The organism is Marinomonas maritima (genome assembly GCF_024435075.2).
GTDB lineage: Bacteria > Pseudomonadota > Gammaproteobacteria > Pseudomonadales > Marinomonadaceae > Marinomonas > Marinomonas maritima.
Genome location: NZ_JAMZEG020000004.1, coordinates 283,132 through 306,790 on the forward strand (window position 1 = coordinate 283,132; position 23,659 = coordinate 306,790).

Annotated in this window: 18 protein-coding genes, 4 tRNA genes and 1 rRNA gene; 3 read left to right on the forward strand and 20 right to left on the reverse strand. The window is 44.9% G+C overall.

Annotation, left to right across the window (positions count from 1 at the left end; all coding sequences use genetic code 11):
• Nucleotides 1–86: 86 nt before the first annotated feature.
• The 17 genes from rpoC to M3I01_RS16600 form a co-directional block, all read right to left on the reverse strand.
• Nucleotides 87–4,289, reverse strand: a complete 4,203-nt coding sequence (gene rpoC / locus M3I01_RS16520; protein ID WP_275565196.1) for a DNA-directed RNA polymerase subunit beta' — start codon at nucleotides 4,287–4,289, stop codon at nucleotides 87–89.
• Nucleotides 4,290–4,355: 66 nt separating this feature from the next.
• Nucleotides 4,356–8,456 carry a DNA-directed RNA polymerase subunit beta gene (rpoB, locus tag M3I01_RS16525; protein ID WP_275565197.1) on the reverse strand — a complete coding sequence of 1,367 codons (4,101 nt, stop codon included), beginning with the start codon at nucleotides 8,454–8,456 and terminating at the stop codon, nucleotides 4,356–4,358.
• Nucleotides 8,457–8,644: 188 nt separating this feature from the next.
• Nucleotides 8,645–9,013, reverse strand: a complete 369-nt coding sequence (gene rplL, locus M3I01_RS16530; RefSeq protein WP_112135182.1) for a 50S ribosomal protein L7/L12 — start codon at nucleotides 9,011–9,013, stop codon at nucleotides 8,645–8,647.
• A 77-nt stretch (nucleotides 9,014–9,090) separates the two neighbouring features.
• Nucleotides 9,091–9,591, reverse strand: a complete 501-nt coding sequence (gene rplJ, locus M3I01_RS16535; protein WP_255897019.1) for a 50S ribosomal protein L10 — start codon at nucleotides 9,589–9,591, stop codon at nucleotides 9,091–9,093.
• A 232-nt stretch (nucleotides 9,592–9,823) separates the two neighbouring features.
• Nucleotides 9,824–10,525 carry a 50S ribosomal protein L1 gene (gene rplA / locus M3I01_RS16540; RefSeq protein ID WP_255897020.1) on the reverse strand — a complete coding sequence of 234 codons (702 nt, stop codon included), beginning with the start codon at nucleotides 10,523–10,525 and terminating at the stop codon, nucleotides 9,824–9,826.
• Nucleotides 10,525–10,959, reverse strand: coding sequence for a 50S ribosomal protein L11 (gene rplK, locus M3I01_RS16545; protein ID WP_112135187.1), 435 nt, complete (start codon nucleotides 10,957–10,959; stop codon nucleotides 10,525–10,527). The genes rplA and rplK overlap by 1 nt, the downstream gene beginning before the upstream one ends.
• Before the next feature lie 49 nt (nucleotides 10,960–11,008).
• On the reverse strand, nucleotides 11,009–11,542 hold the full coding sequence (gene nusG / locus M3I01_RS16550; RefSeq protein WP_255897023.1) for a transcription termination/antitermination protein NusG: 534 nt from the start codon (nucleotides 11,540–11,542) through the stop codon (nucleotides 11,009–11,011).
• A gap of 9 nt (nucleotides 11,543–11,551) precedes the next feature.
• Nucleotides 11,552–11,920: a preprotein translocase subunit SecE gene (gene secE, locus M3I01_RS16555; RefSeq protein WP_112135191.1), complete on the reverse strand. Its 369-nt coding sequence runs from the start codon at nucleotides 11,918–11,920 to the stop codon at nucleotides 11,552–11,554.
• Between the two features lie 40 nt (nucleotides 11,921–11,960).
• Nucleotides 11,961–12,036: transfer RNA gene (locus M3I01_RS16560), tRNA-Trp, on the reverse strand.
• Between the two features lie 115 nt (nucleotides 12,037–12,151).
• Nucleotides 12,152–12,227: transfer RNA gene (locus M3I01_RS16565), tRNA-Thr, on the reverse strand.
• Between the two features lie 4 nt (nucleotides 12,228–12,231).
• Nucleotides 12,232–12,306: transfer RNA gene (locus tag M3I01_RS16570), tRNA-Gly, on the reverse strand.
• A gap of 3 nt (nucleotides 12,307–12,309) precedes the next feature.
• Nucleotides 12,310–12,393 (reverse strand) — tRNA-Tyr (locus M3I01_RS16575).
• A gap of 73 nt (nucleotides 12,394–12,466) precedes the next feature.
• Entirely contained in the window at nucleotides 12,467–13,171 is a 705-nt protein-coding gene (locus M3I01_RS16580) for an SPOR domain-containing protein (RefSeq protein WP_255897024.1), read from the reverse strand.
• Nucleotides 13,168–13,917: a type III pantothenate kinase gene (locus tag M3I01_RS16585; protein WP_255897025.1), complete on the reverse strand. Its 750-nt coding sequence runs from the start codon at nucleotides 13,915–13,917 to the stop codon at nucleotides 13,168–13,170. Before M3I01_RS16585 ends, M3I01_RS16580 begins: the two co-directional genes overlap by 4 nt.
• Entirely contained in the window at nucleotides 13,886–14,839 is a 954-nt protein-coding gene (locus M3I01_RS16590; RefSeq protein WP_255897028.1) for a biotin--[acetyl-CoA-carboxylase] ligase, read from the reverse strand. The genes M3I01_RS16585 and M3I01_RS16590 overlap by 32 nt, the downstream gene beginning before the upstream one ends.
• Complete coding sequence (locus M3I01_RS16595; RefSeq protein ID WP_255897030.1) at nucleotides 14,839–15,756, reverse strand: phytanoyl-CoA dioxygenase family protein; 918 nt, start codon at nucleotides 15,754–15,756, stop codon at nucleotides 14,839–14,841. Before M3I01_RS16595 ends, M3I01_RS16590 begins: the two co-directional genes overlap by 1 nt.
• Nucleotides 15,757–15,769: 13 nt before the next feature.
• Entirely contained in the window at nucleotides 15,770–16,951 is a 1,182-nt protein-coding gene (locus tag M3I01_RS16600; protein ID WP_255897031.1) for an alpha/beta hydrolase, read from the reverse strand.
• A gap of 97 nt (nucleotides 16,952–17,048) precedes the next feature.
• Here M3I01_RS16600 and M3I01_RS16605 point away from each other — a divergent pair, with 97 nt between their 5' ends.
• Together M3I01_RS16605 and M3I01_RS16610 are read left to right on the forward strand one after the other, a co-directional pair.
• Nucleotides 17,049–17,495 carry a GNAT family N-acetyltransferase gene (locus M3I01_RS16605; protein ID WP_275565198.1) on the forward strand — a complete coding sequence of 149 codons (447 nt, stop codon included), beginning with the start codon at nucleotides 17,049–17,051 and terminating at the stop codon, nucleotides 17,493–17,495.
• Between the two features lie 138 nt (nucleotides 17,496–17,633).
• Nucleotides 17,634–18,977, forward strand: a complete 1,344-nt coding sequence (locus M3I01_RS16610; protein WP_275565199.1) for a GH1 family beta-glucosidase — start codon at nucleotides 17,634–17,636, stop codon at nucleotides 18,975–18,977.
• A gap of 92 nt (nucleotides 18,978–19,069) precedes the next feature.
• Here M3I01_RS16610 and M3I01_RS16615 read toward each other — a convergent pair whose 3' ends face one another.
• A complete protein-coding gene (locus tag M3I01_RS16615; protein ID WP_275565200.1) occupies nucleotides 19,070–20,737 on the reverse strand; it encodes a glucan biosynthesis protein in 1,668 nt (555 codons plus the stop codon).
• A 372-nt stretch (nucleotides 20,738–21,109) separates the two neighbouring features.
• Between M3I01_RS16615 and M3I01_RS16620 the strand changes: the two genes are divergently transcribed.
• The gene (locus tag M3I01_RS16620; protein WP_255897037.1) at nucleotides 21,110–22,351 is read left to right on the forward strand and encodes a uracil-xanthine permease family protein; all 1,242 of its coding nucleotides are present in this window, start codon (nucleotides 21,110–21,112) and stop codon (nucleotides 22,349–22,351) included.
• Between the two features lie 74 nt (nucleotides 22,352–22,425).
• Here the strand turns inward: M3I01_RS16620 and M3I01_RS16625 are convergent, their stop codons facing one another.
• Both M3I01_RS16625 and rrf read right to left on the reverse strand, forming a co-directional pair.
• Entirely contained in the window at nucleotides 22,426–23,022 is a 597-nt protein-coding gene (locus tag M3I01_RS16625) for a CPBP family intramembrane glutamic endopeptidase (protein ID WP_275565201.1), read from the reverse strand.
• A 430-nt stretch (nucleotides 23,023–23,452) separates the two neighbouring features.
• Nucleotides 23,453–23,567, reverse strand: a 5S ribosomal RNA gene (rrf, locus tag M3I01_RS16630).
• Between the last annotated feature and the right edge of the window lie 92 nt (nucleotides 23,568–23,659).

The following is a 23,659-nucleotide window of genomic DNA, read 5'->3' on the forward strand; positions in this document are numbered from 1 at the left end:
GAGGCGCAAGTTTAATTTGCGCCTATAAAACAGTCAATAGGGAGGCGACTAAAAAACCACCTCCCTTGCGATTTAGCAGCAAATAACTAGTCTTTCAGTGCTGCACTTAGCGCTTCTTCTACATCAGAGGCACTAATTGTTGCACTTCCTTCCTTCGCTGCTTGCGCAAGCTCTTTTTTACGCTTGCGCTCATTGTGATAAGCCAAACCTGTACCAGCTGGTATCAAGCGACCTACAACAACGTTTTCTTTCAAGCCACGTAAGTGATCTTTCTTACCAGTTACCGCACCTTCCGTAAGAACTCGAGTTGTCTCTTGGAAAGATGCTGCCGATATAAAGGACTCAGTCGCCAAAGAAGCTTTCGTGATACCTAGAAGCACACGTTCGTACTTCGCTGGGAATTTACCTTCGTTTTCTGCTTTTTCATTCGCATCCAACAATTTGGTAAATTCAACCTGATCACCTTGGATAAGATCTGTATCACCAGACTCACCAACATCTACTTTACGTAGCATTTGGTTAACAATAACCTCAATGTGCTTATCGTTAATCACAACGCCTTGTAAGCGGTAAACTTCTTGCACTTCGTTAGTAATATAGTCGGCCAAAGCCTCTACACCCTGAAGACGCAAGATATCATGAGGACTCAAAGGACCATCGGCGATTACTTCGCCTTTTGCCACTTCTTCACCATCAAAGATGTTGATTTGACGCCACTTAGGAATCAATGTCTCAATTGGATCACTACCATCTTGTGGCGTGATAACCAAACGGATCTTACCTTTTGTCTCTTTACCGAAGCTCACAACACCCGTTGTTTCTGCCATAACAGCAGGATCTTTCGGACGGCGGGCTTCAAATAGGTCAGCCACTCGTGGTAGACCACCGGTAATGTCTTTGTTACCAATCGATTCTTGAGGAATACGAGCAAGAACCTCACCAGACTTAACTGTTGCGCCATGATCCAAACTCAACAGAGCTTTCTCAGGCAACATGTACTGTACAGGAGAGTCCGTACCCGGTATCAATACAGGATTACCCTCTGCATCAACAACCGCAATCATTGGGCGTAGATCTTTACCCGCTGAAGGACGATCGCGCACTTCCAAGATTTCAATTGTAGTCAAGCCAGTCATTTCGTCAGATTGGCGACGAATCGTCACGTTCTCTTCCATACCGCTAAACTCAAGACGACCTTCCATCTCAGAAACGATTGGGTGTGTATGTGGATCCCAGTTTGCTACGATTTGACCTGCAGTTACTTGATCACCTTCACGCACACTTAATACGGCACCATAAGGAAGCTTATAACGCTCTTTCTCACGACCCGCTTCATCCGCAATGGCCAATTCAGAAGAACGCGATGCAACAACCAAATGACCAGTGTGACGCTCAATACTCTTCATCTTATTAAAGCGAACAGTACCGGCGCTCTTAACTTGAACACTGTCTACTGCAGACGCTCGAGATGCTGCGCCACCGATGTGGAAGGTACGCATCGTCAACTGAGTACCTGGCTCACCAATGGATTGTGCTGCCACAACACCAATTGCTTCACCAATATTCACTTGATGACCACGAGCCAAATCACGACCGTAACACTTAGCACATACACCATGACGTGTATTACATGTGATTACAGAGCGAATGAGCATTTCATCAATACCCGCCGCTTCGATCGTACGAACATTATGTTCATCAATCAAAATGCCAGCAGGAAGAATTTCGTTGCCTTTTGCATCAATCACATCTTGGGCAATAACACGACCCAGTACACGATGACCCAACGGAACAACAACATCACCACCTTCAATCATAGCTGCCACGGTAATACCGTTGGTGGAACCACAATCTACTTCAGTGATAACCAAATCCTGAGCAACATCAACAAGACGACGCGTCAAATAACCGGAGTTAGCCGTTTTCAATGCTGTATCAGCAAGACCCTTACGAGCACCGTGTGTGGAGGTAAAGTACTGAAGTACCGATAGACCTTCACGGAAGTTCGCAGTGATCGGCGTTTCAATGATGGAACCATCTGGTTTCGCCATCAAACCACGCATACCACCCAACTGACGCATCTGAGCGACACTACCACGGGCGCCAGAATCAGCCATCATATAAACCGAGTTAAAAGATTGTTGATCAACCGTTTCGCCCGCTTTATTGACAGTCGTTTCTTTTGCCAAGTTTTTCATCATCGCTTCAGTAACAGTTTCGTTAGTACGAGACCATAAATCGATTACCTTGTTGTACTTCTCGCCTTGCGTTACAAGACCATCCGCGTATTGGTATTCGATTTCTTTTACTTCCGCTTCTGCTTTAGCAATGATTGCTGCTTTTTCTGGCGGAATAACAAAATCATCCACACCAACAGAACAACCTGAATACGTTGCATAAGCAAAACCTGTGTACATCAACTGATCCGCAAAAATACAGCTCTCTTTCAAGCCAACTTTACGATAACACTCGTTAATCAGGTTAGAGATCGCCTTTTTCTTCATGCTTTGGTTTACAACAGAGAAAGGGAGGCCATCTGGCACGATATCAAACAAGAGCGCACGACCAACAGTGGTGTCTACGATGAAAGTAGAAGGCACTTTGTCGCCATCAAGTGTCGTATCAACCTGGCTAATACGCACTTTAACTTTGGCGTGCAATTCAACTTGCTTCGCACCAAAAGCACGATGCACTTCTTTGATGTCAGCAAACGCCATACCTTCACCTTTAGCATTGATTTTCTCACGAGTCATATAATACAGACCCAATACAACGTCCTGAGAAGGCACAATGATAGGTTCGCCGTTTGCTGGCGATAGGATGTTGTTCGTAGACATCATCAAAGCACGGGCTTCTAGCTGAGCTTCAATTGTCAATGGAACGTGGACCGCCATTTGGTCACCATCGAAATCGGCGTTGTAGGCCGCACACACAAGTGGGTGCAACTGAATCGCTTTACCTTCGATCAACATAGGCTCAAACGCCTGGATACCCAAACGGTGAAGTGTTGGCGCACGGTTCAACATGACAGGATGTTCGCGGATAACCTCTTCAAGAATATCCCACACTTCAGGCGTTTCGCGCTCAACCATTTTCTTCGCCGCTTTGATCGTCGTCGCCATGCCACGAAGCTCAAGTTTAGAGAAAATGAATGGCTTGAATAACTCAAGTGCCATTTTCTTAGGTAGGCCACACTGATGTAAACGCAGTGATGGACCAACCGTGATTACAGAACGACCAGAATAGTCAACACGCTTACCTAGCAAGTTCTGACGGAAACGACCTTGCTTACCTTTGATCATATCTGCCAAAGATTTCAAAGGACGCTTGTTAGAACCCGTAATAGCGCGACCACGACGACCATTATCAAGCAAGGCATCAACAGATTCTTGCAACATACGCTTTTCGTTACGTACGATGATATCTGGAGCAGACAGCTCTAGTAGTCGTTTTAGACGGTTGTTACGGTTAATTACACGACGGTAAAGGTCGTTCAAATCAGACGTCGCGAAACGGCCACCTTCAAGAGGCACCAACGGACGAAGATCTGGCGGAAGCACTGGCAACACATCCAACACCATCCACTCAGGGCTGTTGCCTGAATGAAAAAATGCCTCAATTAACTTAAGACGCTTAGACAGCTTCTTAATACGAGTTTCGGAATTTGTACTGTTCAGCTCTTCACGCATGCTGTTAATTTCGACAGGCATGTCTAAATCACGAAGTAACATCTGAACCGCTTCAGCGCCCATGCGGGCATCGAATTCGTCACCGAACTCTTCTAGCGCTTCAAAGTATTGCTCGTCATTCATCAACTGCCCTTTATCAAGCGTCGTCATACCTGGGTCAATCACGATGAAAGACTCAAAGTACAAAACACGCTCAATATCACGCAACGTCATATCCATGATAAGACCAATACGTGACGGAAGAGATTTCAAAAACCAAATGTGAGCAACAGGCGATGCAAGCTCAATATGACCCATGCGTTCACGACGCACTTTAGACAGAGCCACTTCAACGCCACACTTCTCACAAATAACACCGCGGTGTTTTAAACGCTTATATTTACCACACAAGCACTCATAGTCCTTGATAGGACCAAAGATTTTGGCACAGAACAAGCCGTCACGTTCTGGTTTGAACGTACGATAGTTAATGGTTTCCGGCTTTTTAACTTCGCCGTAAGACCATGAACGAATCATATCTGGTGACGCCAAGCCGATACGGATCGTATCAAACTCGTCAGATTGTCCTTGTGATTTCAGAAGACCTAATAAGTCTTTCATGTATTATTCGCCCCACTCGTAAGGCCAGGGAGTCTTGCTCCCCAGCAGGTCAAATGTGATTCGTGCTTATTCGGTTTCCAGCTCGATATCGATACCAAGAGAACGAATCTCTTTCACCAATACGTTGAAGGACTCAGGCATTCCAGGTTCCATTCTGTGATCACCATCGACGATGTTTTTATACATCTTCGTACGGCCATTCACATCATCAGATTTCACAGTCAGCATTTCTTGAAGAGTGTAAGCGGCACCGTATGCTTCTAGCGCCCATACTTCCATCTCACCAAAACGCTGCCCACCAAACTGAGCTTTACCACCCAACGGCTGTTGAGTAACCAAGCTGTAAGAACCTGTGGAACGTGCGTGCATTTTGTCGTCAACCAAGTGGTTCAACTTCAACATGTACATGTAACCGACGGTTACAGGTCGCTCGAAAGCATCACCAGTACGGCCGTTAAACAATTTAACTTGACCGCTTTCGTTGATTCCAGCTAAGCGCAACATCCGTTTGATTTCAGACTCTTTTGCACCATCAAAGGCACCAGACGCCATTGGCACGCCACCCGTTAGGTTTGACGCCAAGGTTAAAATTTCTTCGTCTGTAAAGCTGTCTAAATCTTCCGTACGCGCACAACGCAAATCGCCTTCGTAACCGTTGTAAATTTCATCAAGGAAGCTTCGCAGCTCTGCAACGGCTTCTGCTTTCTCACGCTCTACAATAAGCATTTCGTTGATCTTACGACCCAAGCCTTTAGACGCCGCACCTAAGTGAGTTTCCAAAACCTGACCAACGTTCATACGCGATGGAACACCCAACGGGTTCAATACGATATCAACTGGATCTCCGTTTTCATCGTACGGCATATCTTCCACTGGCATGATCTTAGAAATGACACCTTTGTTACCATGACGACCAGCCATCTTGTCACCAGGCTGAATACGGCGTTTGATAGCAACGTACACTTTAACGATCTTAAGAACGCCAGGTGCTAGGTCATCACCAGTTTGAACTTTACGTTTTTTATCTTCGAATTTAGCATCAAGTTCTTTACGGCGCTCAATCAAAGCGATTTGTGCTTTTTCAAGCTGATCACTCGCTTCTTCATTAGCAACACGAATTTTAAACCACTCAGGGTGATCTAAATTAGACAAGTATTCTTCCGTAATAATCGCGTTTCGAGCTAAACCAGGACCGCCTTCCGCTTGCTGACCAACGAGTGTTTCAGCCAAACGTTCGAACGTCGCTTTTTCAACAATACGAAACTCTTCGTTCAAGTCCTTACGAACCTGATCAAGTTGCGACTTTTCAATAAACTTAGCACGATCATCTTTTTCAATGCCATCACGAGTAAAGACCTGCACATCGATAACTGTACCGCGTGTACCTGTCTTAACGCGCTGAGACGTGTCTTTCACGTCAGACGCTTTCTCACCAAAGATAGCTCGCAAAAGCTTCTCTTCAGGCGTCAGCTGAGTTTCACCTTTAGGTGTTACTTTACCAACTAGAATATCACCTGGCTCTACTTCAGCACCTATATAAACGATACCGGATTGATCCAGTTTAGAAAGCGCACCTTCACCGACGTTCGGGATATCAGAAGTAATTTCTTCTGGCCCAAGCTTCGTATCACGAGCCACACATGTCAGCTCTTGAATATGAATGGAAGTGAAGCGATCTTCTTCAACAACACGCTCAGAGACTAGAATCGAGTCTTCGAAGTTGTAACCATTCCAAGGCATGAAAGCGATACGCATGTTTTGACCAAGCGCTAAATCACCCATATCAACAGAAGGCCCATCAGCCATAATGTCGCCAGAAGCAACCTTCTCACCTTTCATAACCAAAGTGCGCTGGTTAATACATGTATTCTGGTTAGAGCGCACGTATTTCGTCAGGTTGTAGATATCCACACCCGCTTCACCAGCGATAGTCTCTTCTGAGTTCACACGTACAACGATGCGACTAGCATCAACAGACTCAATCACACCGCCACGAGAAGCGACGATACAAACACCTGAGTCTTTAGCAACGTTTTTCTCCATGCCAGTACCAACAACAGGCTTATCTGCCTTAAGCGTCGGCACAGCTTGACGCTGCATGTTCGATCCCATCAAGGCACGGTTAGCATCATCATGCTCAAGGAACGGGATCAAAGACGCCGCCACTGAAACAACCTGACGAGGAGACACGTCCATTAGATTTACTTTTTCTTTCGGAATCAAAGTGGTTTCGTGCATATGACGCACCTGAACCAACTCATCAACCAAACGACCTTCGCTATCAACATTCGCTGACGCTTGAGCAATAACATATTTTGCTTCATCGATCGCAGAGATATAAACGGTATCATCTGTCATCTTGCCATCAACAATTTTACGATAAGGCGTTTCCAAGAAGCCGTAGCTGTTGGTACGCGCGTAAGTTGATAGCGAGTTAATCAAACCGATGTTTGGACCTTCCGGCGTTTCGATTGGACAAACACGACCATAGTGAGTGGCGTGTACGTCACGAACTTCAAACCCAGCACGCTCACGCGTAAGACCGCCAGGCCCTAACGCTGAAACACGACGCTTGTGCGTCACTTCAGAAAGCGGGTTATTTTGGTCCATAAACTGAGACAATTGGCTAGAACCAAAGAACTCTTTAATTGCAGCAGCAACAGGCTTCGCATTTAAAAGATCTTGTGGCATTAGGCCATCAGCTTCTGCCATAGACAGACGCTCTTTCACTGCACGCTCGACGCGCACAAGGCCAACTCGGAATTGGTTCTCAGCCATTTCGCCAACAGAACGAACTCGACGGTTACCCAAGTGATCGATGTCATCAACCATGCCGTTACCATTACGGATATCCAGCAAGGTTCTTAGCACAGCAACGATGTCATCATTATCCAAAATGCCTGGGCCAGTATCTTCATCACGACCTAAGCGGCGGTTGAATTTCATTCGACCAACGCCCGATAGATCATAGCGGTCTTCCGTGAAAAACAGACCTTGAAACAGACCTTCAGCCGACTCTTTGGTTGGCGGCTCGCCAGGACGCATCATGCGATAAATTTCTACCAACGCTTCCAACTGATTACTCGTTGGGTCAATACGCAGCGTGTCAGAAATAAATGGACCGTTGTCTAAATCGTTCGTGTAAAGCGTATCCACTTCTGTGATTCCAGAAGCAACCAAGGCCTCTAGTAAATCAACAGAAAGTTCAGTATTTGCTTCTGCAATCAACTCGCCTGTCGCAGGATGAACTAGGTTTTTAGCCGTTACTTTGCCAAGCATATATTCAAGCGGTACAGACAAACGCTCAAGACCTGCCTTTTCCATCACACGAATGTGCTTAGCAGTAATACGACGACCTTCTTCTACGATCAGTTCGCCATTCGCATCAGCAATATTAAATAATGCTGTTTCACCACGCAGACGATTCGCAACCAAATCCATCTCAAAGCCATCACGCTTCAAATAGAAACGAGTGGACTCAAAAAATGCATCTAGTATCTGTTCCGTTCCGTATCCCAAAGCGCGCAACAAAATAGTTGCCGGCAACTTACGGCGACGGTCAATACGAACAAATACGCAATCCTTTGGATCAAACTCGAAATCCAACCAAGAACCACGGTAAGGAATAATACGAGCAGAATGTAGTAATTTACCTGAAGAGTGAGTCTTACCACGATCGTGATCAAAAAACACACCAGGAGAGCGGTGTAATTGAGAAACGATAACACGCTCAGTCCCATTAATTACAAAGGTACCATTATCTGTCATGAGCGGTATTTCACCCATGTAGACTTCTTGCTCGCGAATGTCTTTAATCGCTTTGTTAGAGGACTCTTTATCATAAATGATGAGTCGAACTTTAACGCGAAGAGGAGCCGCATAAGTAACACCGCGCAACTGACACTCTTTAACATCAAATACAGGTTTACCTAAACGATAATCGACGTATTCAAGCGCCGCGCTACCAGAAAAGCTAACCATTGGAAAGACAGATTTAAAAGCCCCATGCAGACCTAATTCCCCACGCTCCGCAAGACTTTTACCTTCTTGCAGAAAATTACGGTAGGATTCAAGCTGAATTGCCAGCAAGTATGGCACATCCAAAACGGGCGGCAGTTTACCGAAATCCTTACGGATACGTTTTTTCTCAGTGTATGAGTAAGCCATCAGCATTCCCCAGCTTGTGCACATTGACGCAAAAGGCCCAAATCAGGCCTTACCATTTATGGGAGCATTATCTCCCACTTGAAAAATTCTTTTAAGTTTTATCTGAGTTTTAGAAACCCAAAAAGGCCGGTGACAAAAAGTCACCAGCCATTTCGACTATTGGTCGAAATCTGGAAATACAAGTATCATTACTTGACTTCGACAGATGCACCAGCTTCTTCAAGAGCTGCTTTAAGAGCGGCAGCATCTTCTTTAGAAACGCCTTCTTTAACAGCCATTGGAGCGCCGTCAACAATAGCTTTAGCTTCTTTCAAGCCAAGACCAGTCGCTGCACGAACAGCTTTGATTGCGTTAACTTTCTTATCGCCAGCGGCAGTAAGAATAACGTCAAATTCAGTTTGTTCTTCAGCAGCAGGACCAGCGTCAGCAGCAGGACCGGCAGCAGCAACAGCTGCAGTTACACCGAATTTTTCTTCCATTGCTGAAATTAGTTCAACAACGTCCATTACAGACATTTCTGCTACTGCATTGATGATATCTTCTTTAGTTAGAGCCATGACTCAGATTCCTAGCATTCTTTCAAATCACCCGAAGGTGATAAAATTTTGTTTCAAAAAGTAGTGGGTAAATTGAATTACGCCGCTTCTTGCTCTTTTTGATCGCGAACTGCCGCAAGAGTACGTACAAACTTGCTTGTTGCGCCCTGCATAACACTCATCAGTTTCGCAATAGCTTCGTTGTATGTAGGCAGTGTTGCCAAACGATCAATGTCGCCAGCTGGGATCAACTCACCGTTGAACGCCAACGCCTTCACTTCAAACTTGCTGTTCGCTTTCGCGAACGCTTTCAATAAACGAGCTGCCGCACCTGGGTGCTCGTTAGAGAAAGCGATCAACGTAGGACCAACAAAGCTCTCAGTTAGACATTCGAAGTCAGTGCCTTCAACTGCACGGCGAGCCAAAGTGTTACGTACTACACGCACATAAACACCCGCTTCACGCGCTTCTTTACGTAGTGCTGTCATATTACTCACGGTAACACCGCGAGAATCAGCAACTACCGCAGACAATGCAGTTTTAGCAGCTTCGCTAACTTCGGCGACAATGGCTTTTTTGTCTTCTAGACCTAATGCCACTGGTTTTCTCCTGGATTAGCAGGGAATAAATTCCCCTATTTTTTACCAACTCTTCGATTACTCGAAGTACTTGCTGGTGAGTTAGATCCAGTAAATCTGAATCGGGCCACACCATCTGCGCAGGACAAACATTTTTCAACGTTTCATTAAACCCTCAAAAGGCTCCTGCGGTCTTTGACGGCCTGTTCAACAAACTAATGAAGACAGACCCCAAAGCGCATGATTTAAATACTTACTTAGTCGAACTAAGTGTACCTAAATCAATTTGTAGACCAGGTCCCATTGTAGAGGACATAGTCACTTTTTTCATGTAGACACCTTTTGAAGAAGCAGGTTTAGCACGACGTAAGTCAGCCAAAAGTGCCTCAAGGTTTCCTTTGATAGCATCAGCAGCGAATTCAATAGAACCAACCGCCGCATGAATGATACCATTTTTATCTGTACGGTAACGAGCTTGACCTGCTTTTGCATTTTTCACTGCAGTCGCAACATCAGGCGTTACTGTGCCAACTTTAGGGTTAGGCATTAGACCACGTGGGCCTAAAATTTGACCAAGTTGACCAACGATACGCATCGCATCCGGAGATGCAATAACCACGTCAAAATCTAGATTGCCAGCTTTAACTTGCTCAGCCAAATCTTCAAAACCAACAACATCTGCACCGGCCTCTTTCGCAGCTTCAGCATTTGCACCTTGCGCAAACACAGCAACACGAACATCTTTACCAGCACCATTAGGCAAAACTGTAGAACCACGTACAGCCTGATCAGACTTACGAGGATCGACGCCTAGGTTAACAGACACATCGACAGACTCTTTGAACTTAACAGTAGAAAGCTCAGACAAAAGAGCAACAGCCTCTTCAACAGAGTACAATTTTGTTGCTTCTACTTTTTCCGCGATCAAGCGAGCGCGCTTCGTTAATTTAGCCATTAGATAACACCTTCTACGTCTAGACCCATAGCGCGTGCGCTACCAGCGATAGTACGAACTGCCGCATCCATATCTGAAGCAGTTAGATCAGCCTGCTTAGCAACAACAATCTCTTCTAGCTGCGCACGAGTAACCGTACCAACTTTCTGAGTATTTGGACGTGGAGAACCACTTTTCAGACCCGCTGCTTTCTTAAGAAGAACAGAAGCAGGTGTAGACTTAGTTTCGAAAGTGAAACTACGGTCACTGTATACAGTGATAATAACTGGTGTAGGAAGACCTGGCTCAACACCTTGTGTTTTGGCATTAAACGCTTTACAGAATTCCATGATATTCACACCATGTTGACCAAGTGCTGGACCAACTGGTGGACTTGGGTTCGCTTGACCCGCTTTAACTTGTAGCTTGATATAAGCTTGGACTTTCTTAGCCATCTTTCAACTCCAAATGGGTCACTGCCCTAAGGCTACCCGTTCAACAAAATCAGGCCTTTTCGACCTGACTAAATTCCAATTCAACTGGCGTAGAGCGCCCAAAAATAAGCACTGCCACCTTGATTCGGCTCTTATCGTAATCAACTTCTTCAACAACACCATTGAAATCAGCAAATGGACCTTCACTAACGCGAACAACCTCACCCACTTCAAACAATGTCTTAGGACGAGGTTTGTCAACACCATCACTAACACGCTGTAAAATGGCATCTGCTTCACGAGTCGTAATTGGCGATGGTTTATCTTTTGTACCACCAATAAAACCCAACACGCGAGAAGTAGCCTTAACTAAATGCCAAGAAGCGTCATTCATCTCCATTTGAACCAATACATAACCTGGATAGAACTTTCTTTCGCTCTTGCGTTTCTTACCATCTCGAATTTCAACAACCTCTTCGGTTGGAACCAAGATCTCACCAAAATTCTCTTCCTGCCCCATAACCTGCACTCGCTCAGTAAGCGAACGCATTACGTGCTTTTCGTACCCTGAGTACGCCTGTACTACATACCATCGTTTGGTCACGAGCAACTCCTAACTAATTACCGAGGAAACGACCCAACCAAGGAACGAATCCACTCCCCACAGTACGAGAGACATAAAAACAACAACCGCTAACACTATCAACGTTGTTTGCGTGGTTTCTTGCCTGGTCGGCCATACAACTCTGCGAATTTCGGTTTTAGCTTCTTTTGCCAAAGTAAAAAAAGACTTACCCTTCACAGTTTGTAACGCAATAAAACCAGCAACACCAGCCAACACCAAGATAGCAATCAAGCGATACAATAGTGACTCAGCAGAATAATAGTTATTACCAATCACGCCTACCGCAACTAGTAGAACAACAATTGCCCACTTAAACACATCTCCACGAGATGCTTGAGCTTCAGCATTAGAACTCATACTTCAGGTGATCCCTAACTTAAAAATAGGATACGAAAGATGGCAGGCCAAGAGGGACTCGAACCCCCAACAGCCGGTTTTGGAAACCGGTGCTCTACCAATTGAACTATTGGCCTACATTCGTATGGGCGGAGGATGATACCTAAAAAAGCAAAAGCTAGCAAGGGTACCTGCCCAAAAAACAGACAATAAAAAAGGCGGTTAAACCACCTATCTTTTGTTTTGATAAGCTGGAGCTCATGAGCAGATTTGAACTGCCGACCTCACCCTTACCAAGGGTGTGCTCTACCAACTGAGCTACATGAGCATCTTGGAGCGGGTAGTGGGAATCGAACCCACCTCTTCAGCTTGGAAGGCTGAGGTAATAACCACTATACCATACCCGCAATTGGTGGAGGGAGGTGGATTCGAACCACCGAAACTTTCGTGGCAGATTTACAATCTGCTCCCTTTGGCCACTCGGGAACCCCTCCACGTACTCAGCACACAACGCAACACCCCAAAAGGTGGGAGCCATTATATTTATCGAGTTCTTAATTGCAAGCACTAGCAGGGATTTTTTTCTAATTTTATCATCATCTTGGTGAGGTCGAAGCGAGAGACGAACTGCTCCCAGTCTTTTTCGTCAATGGGCTCCTCTATATCGACCTGGCGAAGCGGTACATTTCGCATATGTTCATACACATCAACGCGATACCCAGACAAATTTTGGATACGTAGTTTCGCTTGCTCGGCGCGCTCTTTTGAAGAATACAAGCCCAGTGAGATTCGGTTTTTCATTTCAGCTCGGTTAATAACAAAACTGTCAATGGACTTAGACGCCAGCTCTTTAACTATTCGCTCCGCTATTGCAGGCGTTTCAGGTGCCGCAATATACAACCAGAACTTAGCTCTTTTACCCGTAACTTCACGCTCCTGATAAGACCAACCAAAGTCCTTTAACACCTGGGAAATTTGTTTTATGTCTTCTTGGCGCTCTGTTTCTAAGCGCGGGCAAAATAGCTCAGGCTGATCCACTGTCGCCTCATCAATTACCTCACTCAGTGCATCCTCAATACTCTCACTAGTCACCACCCCTGTATTATAGTCCTGCTCTGTAACTACTAGGGATTCTGTCAATAAGTGTATTTTTTCACTCACAGGTGGACCATAGATAGATTCTTTGATCTTCTCAGGTTTATCCTGAACAAAACTATGCCAACTCAAAAACGCGGCATTAAGCAACACCACAAACAGAAACAGCCACTTCATTTATTACCTCTTACTTGTTCATCGCCCACCAGCTTTGCACCCAAAGCCACTAGGTTGGGCTGATATTCCATTGAAATACCCAACAAATTCAACAGTACTTGCGAATCGCCTCCTGTCACAACCCACTTGAAATCAGGGTAACGGCGATGAATTCGCTCTAAAAAACCAAGCACCATTTCGTGGCAGCCTTCTGTTACCGCCCTTGCAGTCGAGTCCGGTAACCCTTTTCCAGCTACGACCTCACAAGCACCATAACGAATCCTTGCAGTCTTTGAGAGCAAAACATTTTCCATCATGCTCAACCCCGGCGTAATGTAACCACCTAGATGAACGCCGTCTTTCCCAACAACATCGACTTTAATCGCGGTTCCTGCATCCACCACCACCACATCACCTTTGGCCCTATGATGGGCAGCGATAACACCAAGCCAACGATCAACACCTAATCGCTTTGGTTCAACGTAAGCATTAATAACACCACAAGCCTCGCCCTGACTGGTTAATGTAAACCAGACGCTGTCTGGAAATTCAGCTTGGATATCAGCGTGCAACAATGCACTCTGCTCTTTCGACCGAACACTGGCAAAATAAATCCGATCGGGAGTAAAACCAGTATCTACAGGACAACTGTCATCACGCTGAACCCATAAGATTTGCTCATTTTCAAATGCGGTAAATTTAATGCTTGTATTGCCGGCATCAACGACCAGAACTCTAGCCACGACGGACACTAATTTCTCCTCCATGCAACGCCACCACTTCACCACTCTCTTCTAAAAGCAACGCCCCTTTTTGATCTATCCCTTTCGCCACGCCTTGGCGCTGCTGAGAAACAGAACTTACCGTTACGGCTTGATTAAATAGAACATCATAGGCTTGCCACTGGTGCTGAAAATGCTTCATGCCATGACCATCTTCAAACAGCTTACATACCGCCACCAGCTCTTTAGTAAGTTCAGCCAATATAAAGTTTCGGCTAGGGCGCGATTTCAACCTAGAAACAAGATCCGTCCACGGCTGATCAATATGCGTCATAAAGGCACTATCCATTTCGACATTAAGCCCGATACCAATAATCACATGACACACATCTTGATCGGCGACCATTTCCAATAAAATACCACAGATCTTTTGACCATCAACTTGTACATCATTTGGCCACTTTAATCCCGGATTTGGTATGCCGATTTTTTTCAACACTCGCGCCACAGCAACCCCTGCCGCAAGACTTAGCCCTTCGATAACACTTGGTCCGTTATCAAAACGCCATGCAAACGAAAAGGTGATATTTTTTGCGACTCCAGACTCCCATTGTCGCCCACGTCGACCTTTCCCATGCGTTTGACGTTCAACAGAAAATAACACAGGCAACGACTGCCCTTGCGCTATGTATTGCTTGGCATCACCGTTCGTTGACTGTGTTTCAAACGCCAGCCTTATACCAACGTCATCCGGAACACCGTTTTCGCGCAGTGCATCCTCTGACAGCAGCTCTAGCGGCGACGGCAAGCGATACCCACGTCCCTTTACAGAATGAACCGTCACGCCTATCGACTCTAATTTTTTGAGCTTTTTCCAGACGGCAGCACGAGTGACTCCCAATGCGGCTCCCAAGGCTTCACCTGAGTGAAATTCATTATCACTTAGCAGGGCTAAAACAGCTTGCATCAACGCTCTCCAATTTCAATTTTTTCTTGCTCAGTCAGCTCAAAAGGTAAAAATGAACAACCCGCCCGCGCTTGAAGCCAATTCGATTCAGGGTACTCACACATATTATCAATAGCGTGCATTGCATAAGCGTGACGAGATTTTCCTGAGCGATTTGCATAACTTAAATGAGGAAACTCCCCATCAAGAATAACCAAAGAACCTTTAGGCACAGGTATCGCCACCAGCTCATCTTGATTCCATACATGCTCTTTTAATACAACCATCCTAGTATCGATAGAATCGGCTTTAACACGCTCAAAACGCTTTAACAATCCGTGCCTATGCCCTTTTGGTATTCCCCAAAGACATCCATTTTCCAGCGTCGCGTCTTCGATTGCGAACCAAAGACCTATCACACTCATTGGCTTTGTATAAAGAAAAGTGCTGTCTTGATGGCAATTTACCTCGCCTCCAATTCCTGGCTGCTTAAAAATATACATCGATTGTACCGCGCGAGGCTCAACCAAACCCAGCTGCTTTAGCAATGCCCCCCAAACAGGAGATAATGAAAAAGCTTTAAACACGGTATCTTGAGAATGAAGACCGTGCCCAACTTTGTTGATAGACCGCGCTAGCGGTTGCTTCAATATACCAGCTTCATCAAACGCCTCTTCCTCAAAAAAGAAAGACACCTTATCTGCTGACTCGATAAAATAACGGTCTGTGTGCCGTGACTGCTCATTGGTGGTAAAAATAGAACGCACTGAATCTGGTTCGAACGACTCCGTCAGTTCCGACATTCGAGCCTTTAAAGCATCGCAGACAGATTCAGGAATAATAGACTCTAAAACCAAATAACCATTCTGATGATATTGCTCTATTTGTAATGGTGCTAACTCAACAGGTGAAAGGTCGAGAACCACTTTTTTAGTCATGACGTAGACCTCCTTATCTATTATTTGCGTTGGCTTTTATAAAAAAAGCAACTTCTTCCATCAGTACATTGAAATTAGGATTCCAAGACACTCGAGCCGCATGAGGGCTCTTAACGAATAAATCGTCGGAGCTCTCGCCAAACCAGTTTACTTTATCAGTACGACACTCGTCATATAAAAGCTCATCGGATAAATACCAACCACATATTCTGTATTCTCCCATCGCACCATAGTAAGTATTCTCTGGATTACCATGAACCGCCATATGCGACAGCCCTAAAATGTTCAACTCAGGCCAATTCGCATTAAAAATTTTTATACGATCAGTGTTGGCGCTCATTTGCCCTTTGCTGTACATCACCATTTGACTCTTTGAGCCAATCATTCCTTTTTTAAACACTTTTTCTGTCACAGACGAATCGACCGTTTGATCATCTTCCGATAAGGTAATAAACACAGGTAAACGTTTCGGGTTTTCTAAGACTAAATGACGAACCTCTTTGGATAACTTATACACTTCCGCAATCGCCGGTAAAGGAATCGATGCGTACTTTGCAAAATCGTCACTTGGATAGTGATCAAGCCAATCTTTAACCAAAGCCAACCAGGGAGAAAGCCAATCAATACTGCTATTTACTTTGAAAACCGGAGAAAACAGTACAGTCCCTGCAACACTGCTCTCATGCTCCCAAGCATACTCTGCCGCCAACGCGCCGCCAGTAGAAAAACCACCTACATACAATACGTCTACTTCTTTGCGAAACTGATCGGCGGCATTTCGAAAAGTCATACGCCAGTCATCACGAGATACGCTTAATAGGTCGTCTGCTTTCGTGCCGTGGCCGGGCAATAAAACAACGCGGACATGATAACAAGCCTTCTGCAAAGCATAAGCTGGATCACGCATAGAAAAGGGAGAGTCAGATAGCCCATGAGATAACAATATACCGATGTCATTGCTGCCTTCACACAACGCAGGATCCGGCAATAACTCGAAAGGCATGACGGCGGCGAGCTCTCTCGCTTTATCGTCAGCATTAATCCATCGTTTATTGGCGGTTAAGTATTCTTTTGCTCGTACTAGATAATGAGAAAAAGGCTCTTCTGACTCAAAAACAAATTGCGTTGACTTTTCTGCTGAAAACGCTGGCAATGCCAAAAAGCACAAGCACCACAACGCTATTTTTTGCCGCATAGTAACCCCTCTCGTTAAAATGATTTAATCTCACTAGCGCTCTCTTCATGGCAGACTATGCTACCATCGAACATCAAATCGCTGCCTATATTCAAAGATGAACACATTTTACCCTCACGCCGAACAGGTTCCTTCTCTCTGGTTCCCTTTGGTAAAGAAGTTTTACCAAGAGCATTATCCCAGCGGTAAACCCAATAAAGCCGACCCTATTTGGGTTATGCGACACAATGGTAAAATTCTTTGTGCAGTTAGGCTTAAACAATACTCTGGTGTTCAATTACTCACTGCTATGGTGACCGAGCCATCCCATAGAAAGACAGGTTTAGGTAGCCACTTAATAAACAGTATTCATCCTGCATTAAACGCAATGCCGAGTTATTGCTTCGCCTTTACTCATCTTGTACCTTTTTACTCTGCTAATCATTTTACGACCATCTGTGTTGAAATGTTACCAGAAGAACTAGCAAGTCGCTTTCGAGCTTATATGGCTCAAGGGCGAAACCTTACCCCCATGTACTACGATTTCGTTAAAAAAATCGCTTAATCGTCCTTAAAAAGCACTTAAGCAATCTTAAATCACTAAAACAGTCGCGTCTTTATTGACCCTTTTCAACCTCCTCCAGTACCTTTAATCGTATTACTTACCTTTTCGTTGATAATACATAAAAAAACTGAGGTCATCATGTCAATCACCTTACCATCAAATTCGAAAATGCTGACGTCCGATTTTATTTTCGGTGTGGCAACCGCCTCTTTCCAAATAGAAGGCGCGACAACAACGGACAATCGCCTACCTTCTATCTGGGACACATTCTGCGCCACGCCGAGGAAGGTAAAAGGCGCTGACAATGGCGACATTGCTTGCGATCATTATCATCGATGGGAAAAAGATATCCAGCTAATTAAAGACCTCGGTGTAGACGCCTATCGCTTGTCCATTGCTTGGCCTCGAGTCATGGACGAGAAAGGCGAAGCAAATCAAGCTGGCCTGGATTTTTATCGAAATCTATTAAAGAAACTGAAAGCAGAAGGACTGACCGTATTTGTCACGCTCTATCATTGGGATTTACCACAACACTTAGAAGATAAAGGAGGCTGGCTGAACAGAGAAACCGCCTATCAATTTAAACACTACGCGGATTTAGTGACCAAAGAATTGGCCGAATGGGTCGACAGCTGGGCCACTTTTAACGAGCCCTTTTGTGCAGCAATTCTTGGCTATGAATTAGGCATACACGCGCCCGGTTTAAGTAAACCAGAATACGGCCGACAAGCCGCACACCATATTTTACTGGCGCACGGTTTGGCGTTGCCGGTTATTCGGAAAAACGCGCCGGCGTCTCAAGTAGGCATCGTACTCAATATGAACCGCTCGTACGCGGCCAGCGAAAAATCCGAAGACCAATTCGCCTGCTTAATGCGAGAAACGCTCGATAACCAATTTTTTATTGAGCCATTAATGAAAGGGCAATATCCTCAACTACTCAACACCGTTGCGCCACAATACTTACCAACGATTTTACCTGGCGACATGGACATCATCGCTCAGCCGATCGATTTCTTAGGCTTGAATTTCTACACCTGCAACCACAATGCCTACGATGCTGATGCTCTATTCAAGGATGTAAAAAATTTCGATACGGTTGAATACACCGACATAGGCTGGGAAATTGCCCCGCATGCTTTCACCGAGCTACTCGTCAATCTTCACAAACAATACGACTTGCCACCACTTTATATTACTGAGAATGGTGCCGCGTGCGCGGACGAAATCATCGATAGTGAGATTAACGACGAGCAACGCATTCGATACTTAAATGGACACTTGAATGCCGTGAATCAGGCCATTGAATCTGGAGTGGATATTCGTGGGTATTTTGCATGGAGCTTGATGGATAACTTTGAATGGGCAGAAGGCTACAGCAAACGCTTTGGCTTAACCTATGTGGATTATGCGACTCAAAAAAGAACCATTAAGCACAGCGGACACGCCTATCGAGCACTGCTCAACAGTCGTCACGCTTAAACGGCTTTAGCGTCTATTATAACGCCAAAACAGAAACGCCCGATGAAATCATCGGGCGTTTCTCGATAAAAGCAACCGTAATACACCCGCGACTACTTCAAATGCCCCGCATTATGAAGCGCTCGATCTTGCGGATCTGGCGGTGTCCATTGGTACTGCCACGTTTCCGTTAAAGGCTGCCCATTCGCTTCCAAATACACCCGCAAATTAATCGGCTTGGATTCGTCTGTCGGTGGCACTAAGTCAAACATGGCACGATAACCATTGATAGAATGCAGCGGTCGAGCCGATTCGATTTCTACTCTGCCTTCCGAAGAGGTAATCACGGCTTTAACCTTCGTCTCCTTGCCGAGCATCGCCAACGAACCGCCAGCGAAATCCACCACAAACCGCTTGCTGTAATAGTGACGCTTCTTACCAATCACTCCGCCAATGCCGGTAAAGGTATCCACGACACGAGCACGGTTTGATTGAACCGGAGGCTGACTTCCCCAATACATGTTATAGCTGTAGAGCAACTCTTGGCCGGCTTCAATCGGCTTCGCTGGGTTCCAGAACGCAACGATGTTGTCAAAGGTTTCATCTAACGTCGGAATTTCGACAAGTTGAACAGAGCCTTTCCCCCAATCTCCAATCGGTTCAATCCACAAGCTGGGTCGTTTCTCATAGAAGACGCCATCGTCTTGGTAATGATCAAAATGTCGATCACGCTGCAACAAACCAAACCCTTTTGGATTCTCATCACTATAGGCATTAAATTGTAGATTTTTCGGGTTACCTAATGGGCGCCAAATCCATTCACCATTGCCAGTATGCATAGCCAAACCATCAGAGTCATGAATCTCGGCACGCCAGTCGTAATTCGTTCTGCGGTCATTTTCACCGATCATAAACATACTGGTCATCGGCGCGACGCCCAAACGCTCAATTGCTTTTCTAGGATAAATAGCAGAATCCACTTTCATCTTAAACGGTTCACCCGGCTGCATATCAAAACGATACGCTCCAGACACACTGGGAGAATCCATCAAGGCATACACAGTAACAATATCAGAACCTGGTGTCGGCTTTTCCAACCAAAAGTGAGTGAACGTAGGAAATTCCTCCGGCTTCGGAAGCGCCGTGTCGACGGCCAAGCCTCGAGCAGAAAGACCATATTGCATTTCGCTGCCGACTGCACGAAAGTAACTTGCCCCTAAAAAAGCCACAATATCGCGCTGCCAATCCGTAGCAAACTGCATTCTAAACCCTGCAAAAACAAGATCTTTCGGCAATTGCTTGCCATCTATTTTGGACTTTCCGTAATCAAACGAAGCAGCGGAATATGGGATCGGTGTCGACTTGCCGTTCTCCAGCGTATTCATGTGAATGGGCGTATCAAAGCCTAATCCGAGATGGAAAAGCTCAGCGCGAAACTCTGATTTTTCACCTCTCCATAATGCCGCTTCTTTATTAAAGTGGAGCTGCTGATAATCGTCCCAATCTAAACTTTTTAGACTAGCGGGCAACTCACCTTGATGACTTTGATAAGGCTCGGTCGCCAGTTGTCGTGCATGCCCTTTTAACCACGCATAACTAAACGCTTCACCTTCCTTTGGTTGAACAGGTGTGGATGTCGCACAGGCCGCAACACTAAACAAGACACCGACAGTCAAGAGTGAACGACTGGCTAAACGCAAACAACTCGGCACATTCGCTTTCAGGGTTTTATGTGAAACCTTCGACCCCGTCGTGGATTCTGAAAAAAAATGAGGAAACATAATCTGGCTCTATCAATTAAAAACTGATGTCTATACTAGCCAATTACGACGAGACTAAGTGTTCAGATAGAGTAAATATTAAATACATTAACGTGGATAATTCAACAGAAAACCTTACGGTCTGGTATAACATGACTCTGGATCATACGCATTTTGAATCTCAAAATGCCCATCATATGCCACCCTTACTTAGAGTATGTTAATCAGTGGATAAGCACCCAAGTTATTAACACTTAAACTTTTATAATCAAGATTTAGAGTCAAACATGAAGTTTAAACAATAATAAGTCAGTAACGCTACACCATTCTAGTACTCTTATCGACTTGCCTATAAAATCCTTGCATCCAAAAACCACTGTAAGGAATTTAACCATGAAAAATGCCGTCTTAGGTGTCCAAATGCTCTTTGTCGCATTTGGCGCCTTAGTACTCGTCCCTTTGCTCACTGGACTTGACCCAAGTGTCGCACTTTTTGGGGCCGGTATCGGAACGCTATTATTTCAGTTAACCACCCGTCGAACCGTACCTATTTTTCTTGCGTCATCTTTCGCTTTTATTGCGCCAATAATGTACGGCGTTCAAACATGGGGAATTCCCTCTACCATGGGCGGTTTAATGGCTGCAGGACTGGTATACGTATTGCTGGGTGGTGTTATTCGTTTAAGAGGCGCTGGCTTTATTCATAAGCTATTACCGCCCGTTGTTATTGGACCAATCATCATGGTGATTGGACTTGGCCTAGCGCCGGTTGCCGTCAACATGGCTTTAGGTAAAAGTGGCGATGGATCATTACAGCTTGTTGACGGTAACGTGTCAATTTGGATTGCCATTGCGTCTTTACTGACCACAGTATTTATCAGCGTATTCGCGAAAGGGCTGTTTAAGCTGTTGCCCGTGTTCGGAGGCATTGCTGTTGGCTACCTCTTGAGCTTGTTTTTTGGCATCGTCAGTTTCGACCCCATACACAATGCCGCTTGGTTTGCCGTCCCCAACTTCACAGCACCAGAATTTAACATCAATGCCATTTTGTTTATGTTGCCTGTTGCCATTGCGCCTGCTGTAGAACATGTAGGCGACATTCTTTCTATTTCTAATGTAACAGGAAAGAATTATCTGAAGAAACCCGGCCTGCATCGTACTATTGCTGGCGACGGTATCGCCACTATGGCCGCCGCTATGGTTGGCGCACCACCCAACACAACCTATAGCGAAGTGACTGGCGCAGTCATGCTAACTAAAGCTTTTAATCCAGTGATAATGACATGGGCTGCCGTTGCAGCTATCGTTCTTGCATGGGTAGGTAAATTGGGAGCGGCTCTGCAAACTATTCCACTGCCCGTCATGGGCGGTATTATGATTCTATTATTTGGCTCGATTGCCGCGGTTGGATTGAATACTTTGATCAAAAATCAAGTGGACCTTCACAAGTCACGCAACCTAATCATCGTCGGCGTCACGCTAGTCTTTGGTATTGGTGGTATGGCGTTTGGTATTGGCGAATTCAGCCTGCAAGGCATCAGCTTATGCGGCATCGTGGCTATTATGCTGAACCTGATATTACCTCAAGATATCGGTGATAATCAGATTGTCGACAATGCTCAAATAGAAGACTAGCACTTTAAAAGACAACAAACGGTCCTTACATGGGCCGTTTTTTATGGCTAAGAGAAAAAACTACTAAATAACTGTTAACCCAGCATTGGATAGGTGAATAAAAAAAAGTGTAAAGAATTCAATACAAAGTGACATAAGATAGGCCACTCGATTCGCTTGGTTATATGGAATATAATTCCATAACCAAGCCCAGCAGCACTAGCAATAAAGGCATATTCGAGACCTCCGCCGATATGAGCGATACCAAAAAGTAAGGCAGGAATAAGAGGTACAATAAATAGATAAGACTCACCATGTAAAATTTTTGATAACTCTTGCTGGAGAAAACCGCAAAAAAAAGCTTCTTCAGCTACACAGGTAAAAAACAAATTAATACCTAAAAAATACAACCAAAAAACAGGTACCTTAACATCAATCTGAATTAACCCTAAAAGCATGGCTAAACCCAAAGCCAAACACGGAGTAAGGAAAAATATTAGCAACACCGTTATAGGTTTCTGTAAAACCTGAAAATAATCTGCACTAGCTTGCCCTCTAAAAAAGTACACTAGTACAAACAAGCCCACCAAACCCTTATCGAAATTAGCATACAAACTAAACGGTATCGTATCTACACTAATCGTCTGTTTTAAAACCACAGCATAATTATAAAAACCGGGTAATAAATGCATGGCCAAGGCCAAAGAAACGGCGCCAAACAGACAAACAGAAACTCTGCGAAGCCAAACCAAACGCAAGGTTAATGAACCAAACAGTAACCCAGAATAAACAACGATCACATAATGCTTTGAATACTAAGAATGTCTTCTATATATCCACTAATCACAGCAGCTAAGCAAGTTAGGCACCACAACGGCACCTTCATAAATAAGGGTTTAAAAGGAGTAAAGACTAATAAAATAGATAGACCAAGTAGATAAAAAGCCAAAAGAACCTCTGCTAAATACAGCGAAAAAAAATCAATACGGTGAGTGATATCAAAAATAGCTTAACCACGAGGAAGCTTTCACTCAGACACTTCCCTGATCACTTTTCTTAGCCATTTATTTCAGCCAAAAAAAAGCCCTGACAGCGTTAGCTATCAGGGCTCTCTTAATTTAAGCTTGACGACGACCTACTCTCACATGGGATCTCCCACACTACCATCGGCGATGGCGCTTTTCACTTCTGAGTTCGGGATGGGATCAGGTGGTTCAACGCCTCTATGATCGTCAAGCAATTCTGCTGCGTTCGTTCCGGTGGTGTCTTTAGATGATAATGTCTATCCTCTGTTTCTTCCCACCAAAACACGCGAAGACATGCTTGGAT